The sequence below is a fragment of the Rubrivivax gelatinosus genome (genome assembly GCF_016583785.1).
Classification (GTDB): Bacteria; Pseudomonadota; Gammaproteobacteria; order Burkholderiales; family Burkholderiaceae_C; genus Rubrivivax; species Rubrivivax gelatinosus_B.
The window spans coordinates 1-5,432 of record NZ_NRRU01000177.1; the positions used below are offsets into that span (position 1 = coordinate 1).

At 73.6% G+C, this 5,432-nt stretch carries 4 protein-coding genes; all 4 read left to right on the forward strand.

Going from position 1 to position 5,432, the window contains the following annotated elements; all coding sequences use genetic code 11:
* Positions 1 to 324: 324 nt before the first annotated feature.
* Positions 325 to 1,875 (forward strand): methyl-accepting chemotaxis protein, encoded by a 1,551-nt coding sequence (locus CKO43_RS24850; protein WP_200232353.1) that lies wholly within the window; start codon positions 325 to 327, stop codon positions 1,873 to 1,875.
* Between the two features lie 246 nt (positions 1,876 to 2,121).
* Positions 2,122 to 3,261: a sensor histidine kinase gene (locus tag CKO43_RS24855; protein ID WP_200232352.1), complete on the forward strand. Its 1,140-nt coding sequence runs from the start codon at positions 2,122 to 2,124 to the stop codon at positions 3,259 to 3,261.
* Between the two features lie 175 nt (positions 3,262 to 3,436).
* A complete protein-coding gene (locus CKO43_RS24860) occupies positions 3,437 to 4,717 on the forward strand; it encodes an isochorismate synthase (protein WP_200380346.1) in 1,281 nt (426 codons plus the stop codon).
* Positions 4,718 to 4,763: 46 nt separating this feature from the next.
* The coding region (locus tag CKO43_RS24865; protein ID WP_259375344.1) for a thiamine pyrophosphate-binding protein at positions 4,764 to 5,432 on the forward strand (669 nt) is incomplete at its 3' end.

The window sequence follows — 5,432 nt, forward strand, 5'->3', positions numbered from 1 at the left end:
CACCCGACCCGGCGGCCTCGCCGGCGCCGCGGCCCTCGCCCCGCCACCTGCGCGCCACCGCACAGCCTTGTCCGCGCACACCACGGCCTGCAGGCCGCGAACCTTGCCAGGCCGCCAGCACCCTAATGATACTTTTGGCAGATAACCCAAAAATGATATCTGCACGCTGACCAGACATCCATTGGATATTCACGCGCAGGCCCGCACATCGCACCCGCGGCCGGAAATAACGCTCAAGTGGCTGCCGGGGCGGCCGAAGGAAAGAGTGAACTTCGCATTTGCCGACGGGCGTGGCGCCGGCCTATTGACCTATTGGGGATGTAAATGTTGAAAACGCTGTCGGGTGCCAGATCGATCGGCCAACGCCTGAGCACCGTGCTGGCGCTCGTGCTGCTGATCGCCTTCACCGGCTCGGGCTTCGGCTACTGGGCGCTCAGCCGCACGGCCGACGCCAACAAGGAGATGCTCGAGGACTCGCTCACCGCCGAGCGCATCGCCTCCGACTGGTACCGCAACATCAGCGGCGGCGTGAACCGCACGACGGCGATCGCGGTGAGCACCGACGCCAACCTCTCGAAGTTCTTCGCGACGATCTCGGCGGAGTCGACGAAACAGTCGAGCGAATACCAGAAGAAACTCGAGCCGATGATGGAGACGGCCGAGGAAAAAGCGCTCTTCGAGAAGATGTCGGCGGCCCGCAAGGTCTATCTGGGCTCGCGCGACGAGGTTTATGCGGCGCGCCAGGCGGGCGATGTCGACAAGGCCCACGAGATATTCGAGAGCAAGTTCCAGCCGGCGGCCACGCAGTTCCAGGACGCGATCCGGTCGCTGGTGCAGATGCAGCGCGCCGAACTCGACGCCCAGGCCCTGCAGGCAGCCAATGCCAACCGCGCGGCACGCATCGCGCTGGTGGTCTTCGGCATCAGCGCGCTGCTGGTCGGCGCCGCGCTGTCGCTGTGGCTGACACGTTCGATCACCGTGCCGCTGAACGAGGCGGTGGGCGTCGCCGACGCCATCGCCCACTTCGACCTCACGCGCAGCATCACGCCGCGCAACGACGACGAGACCGGCCGGCTGCTGCGCTCGCTGCAGAGCATGCAGACCTCGCTGCGGAGCCTGATCGGCGAGGTACGGGCGTCGACCGACAGCATCGGCACCGCCAGCAGCGAAATCGCCAGCGGCAACATGGACCTGTCCACACGCACCGAACAGACGGCCTCCAACCTGCAGCAGGCCGCGGCTTCGATGACGCAGCTGGCCGGCACGGTGCGCCAGACGGCCGACGCCGCCGGCACCGCCAGCGGGCTGGCCAACAGCGCCGCCAGCGTCGCCCAGCGCGGCGGCGAGGCGGTGAGCCAGGTGGTCGCGACGATGGAAGAGATCAGCACCAGCTCGCGCCGCATCAGCGACATCATCGGCGTCATCGACGGCATCGCCTTCCAGACCAACATCCTGGCGCTGAACGCGGCGGTCGAGGCGGCGCGCGCCGGCGAGCAAGGCCGCGGCTTCGCGGTGGTGGCGAGCGAGGTCCGTTCGCTGGCCCAGCGCTCGGCGCAGGCGGCGCGCGAGATCAAGGCCCTGATCGGCAGCGCCGTCGACAGCGTCGAAGCCGGCTCGCGCATGGTGCAGGGCGCCGGCAGCACGATGACCGAACTGGTCGCCAGCGTGCAACGCGTCAACCAGATCATCGGCGAGATCGGCGCCGCCACGCGCGAGCAGAGCGACGGCATCGGCCAGCTCAACGCCGGCGTGTCGCAGCTCGACCAGATGACGCAGCAGAACGCCGCGCTGGTCGAAGAGGCGGCCTCGGCGGCCGGCAGCCTGAAGGACCAGTCGGCACGGCTGGCGACAGCCGTCGGCGTGTTCAGGCTCTGAAGCGCTGGCGCGGCCCGCTGCAGCTGCATGCGGCTGGGGACCGGCCACGAAGCTGCGTCGGCTGAGCGCGCCCGCGGGCACCCGGGATGCCCTGTTCCGGCAGGTGCCTACACTGCCTCTCACCCGGCTGCGGCGCGGGCACCGGCCCGGCGCCAGCGGCGTCTGGCTGGTCACGCCGCCGCCGCGCGTCCCCGCCCCCGACATCGGCCGCGGCTTCTTCGGACAGCGTCCACAAAAGGCACGGCCATGGGTCTGGCGGAGTTCATCGTTCAAGACATGGACGGCATCATCGCCGAGTGGGAAGCCTTCGCTGCCACGCAGCTGCCGGGTGCCGCCGGCATGACGGCGCTGGCGCTGCGCGACCACGCGCCGGCCATCCTGAAGGCGATCGCCGGCGACCTGGCGACCGGCCAGACACGCTGGGAGCAGTCCGAGAAGTCCAAGGGGCGGGCGCCCACCGAGCACGGCGCGCCCGAGACCGCGGCCCAGACACATGCCGTGCTGCGGGCACGCAACGGCTTCGACATCATCCAGCTGGTGGCCGAGTACCGGGCGCTGCGCGCCAGCGTACTGCGCCGCTGGCTGGACGCGGTGCCGCTGGACCGGCACGGGCTGGGCGAGGTGATCCGCTTCAACGAGGCGCTGGACCAGGCCGTCGCCGAATCGGTGGCGCATTTCCAGGACCAGGTCGAGACCTCGCGCAACCTGCTGCTGGCGATGCTGGGCCACGACATGCGCACCCCCCTCAGCAACGTGCTGATGACGGCGCACTACCTGTCGCAGCTGCAGGCCGGCGACGCGGTGGCGGCGGCCGCGGGCCGCCTGCTGCGCAGCGGCGTGTCGCTGCGGGCGCTGATCGACGACCTGTCGACCTTCGGCCGCACCAGCCTGGGCCTGGGCCTGGACCTGGCGCGCGCCGAGCTGGACCTCGGTGCGGCGGTGCTCGACGAGGTGGACCAGCTGCGCGGCGCGCACCCGAACCGCCGCATCGAGCTTGAAATCAGCGGCGACACGCACGGCCACTGGGACGGGCCGCGCCTGCAGCAGCTGCTGCGCAACCTGGTGTCCAACGCGCTGCGCTATGGCGCCAGCGACACGCCGGTGCGGGTCGAGCTGCGCGGCGAGCACGACCCGGTGCTGCTGCAGGTCACGAACACCGGCGCGACGCTGGACGCCGCGGCCTTCGGCGCGCTGTTCGGGCCGCTGCAGCGCGGCCCGGCGCTGCCCGACAGCGAGGACAGCCGCGACAGCCTCGGGCTGGGCCTGTACATCGTGCGCGAAGTCGCCCAGGCGCATGGCGGCGACGTCGCGGTGCAGGCCGACGGCGGCCTCACGACCTTCAGCGTGCACTTGCCGCGCCGCGCCCCCGACGCCCGCGGGAGCTGAGCCGCTGCGGCCACCGCCGGCGCCGCGGCTTGCTGACGGCGGCAAGGCATATCGTCACGCTCTCTTGACATAGGTCTAGGCATAAACCCCCGCCGGCCGGGCACCTGCGTGTATCGTCCCGCCGCTGCCCCGCGCCCGTCACGCGGCGGCGATGCCGTCCGCCTTCCCCGCCCCGATGAACCTCGCCCTGCCCCCCGGCCTGCCGCTGCGCTTGTGCAGCGCCGCGCTGGAGATCCCGCCGCTGCCGCCCGAACGCCTGCTGGCACTCGGTGCCGAGCCGACGGCCGCCTTCCTGGCGCCCGACGGCGAGTCCTGGGTCGGCATGGGCGCCGCACGCTGGCTGGCCGGTGAAGCCGGCGACACCGCCGCGCTCTGGGCCGGGCTCGCCGACCTCAGCCCCGAGGCGCCGCCGCCCAGCGCGCTGGGCGCGCTGCCGTTTCGCCGCGGCGAGGTGGCCGACGCACTCTGGTCCGGCCTGATGCCCGGCGGCGTGGTGCTGCCCGAGCGCCTGGTGGTGCAGCGCGGCGGCCGCGCCTGGCTGCGGCTGACGCTGCCGGCGCAGCTGGCCGACACGCTGCATGCGCGCCTGGCCGAGGCCGCGGCCGAGATCGCCGCGCTGGCACCCGCCGAAGCCGCGCCGCTGCCGGGTTTCGAGGACCTGGACGAAGGCGCCGCACCGGGCGGCTTCAGCCGCGCCGTCGGCGAGGCGGTGCGCCGCATCCGCGCCGGCGAACTGGTCAAGGTGGTGCTGGCGCGCCGCGCCGGCATCCGCTTCGACCGGGCGCCGAGCGCGGCCGCGGTGCTGCGCCGGCTGTCGCAGCACCAGCCCGCTGCCGTGCGCTACGCCTGGTGCCGCGGCGGCAAAGCCTGGCTGGGTGCGACGCCCGAGACCCTGCTGCGCCTGGACGGCCGCCTGCTGCGCACCGAAGCGCTGGCCGGCACCCGCCCCGAAGCCCTGGCCGACGAGTTGCACGCCGACACCAAGGAGCGCCACGAACACGCCGTCGTGGTCGACGCGGTGCGCGCCGCCATCGCGCCCTGGGTGCAGGCGCTGCCGCCGCTGCGCACGCCGGGGCTGCGGCGCACGCGCGGCCTGGCGCATCTGCACACGCCGATCGAAGCCACGCTGCGCGCCGACGCCGACGCGCTGGCGCTGGTGCGCGCGCTGCACCCCACGCCCGCCGTCTGCGGCCTGCCCACCGAAGCCGCCGCCGCGCTGCTGGCGGCGCTGGAAGGCGAGCCGCGCGGCCTGTACGCCGGCCCGGTGCTGCGCCTGTCGGCCGACGGCTCGGCGCATGCGGTGGTGGCGCTGCGCGGCGCGGTGCTCGCCGGCCGCAACGCCGTGCTGCCGGCCGGCGCCGGCATCGTCGACGGCTCCGACGGCGAACGTGAACTCGCCGAGACCCGCGCCAAGCAGCACAGCGTGCTCGACGCCTGGCGCCGGGTGACGGCATGAAGCCCGTAACCTGCGTGCGGCCGCCGGCCGGCCCGGGGGCGGCGCGATGAGCGACCTGCACAGCGCCTGGTCGCGGCTGTTCGTGCAGTCGCTGCGCGAAGCCGGCGTCGCCCACGCCGTCATCAGCCCGGGCTCGCGCTCGACGCCGCTGGCGCTGGCGCTGGCGCAGGCCATGCCGTTCACGGTGCTGCACGACGAACGGGCCGCCGCCTTCTTCGCGCTCGGCCAGGCGCGTGCCAGCGGCCGGCCCTCGGTGGTGCTGGCCACCAGCGGCACCGCACCCGGCCACTGGCTGCCGGCGGCGATGGAAGCACGCGAAGCCGGCATCCCGCTGCTGCTGCTCAGCGCCGACCGGCCCTGGGAAGTGCAGGAGGCGCAGGCCTCGCAGACGGTGGACCAGCTGCGCCTGTTCGGCGGCCACGCCCGCGCCTTCTTCGAGCTCGGCCTGCCCGACGCCCACCCGGCGGCGCTGCGCGCGGTGCCGCGCCTCGCCGCGCAGGCGGTGCTGGCCACGCACCACCCGCTGGCCGGCGCGGTGCACGTCAACGCACGCTTTCGCAAACCGCTGGAGCCGCAGCCCGCCACCGGCCCCGAACCCTGGCGGCCGCTGGTCGAGCAGCTGTCGCGCGCCGGCGCGCCGCGCCTGCTGGCGCCGGCGGCCACGCCGTCGCCCGAAGCGGTGGCGCTGCTGGTCGAGCGTGTGCGCAGCAGCGCG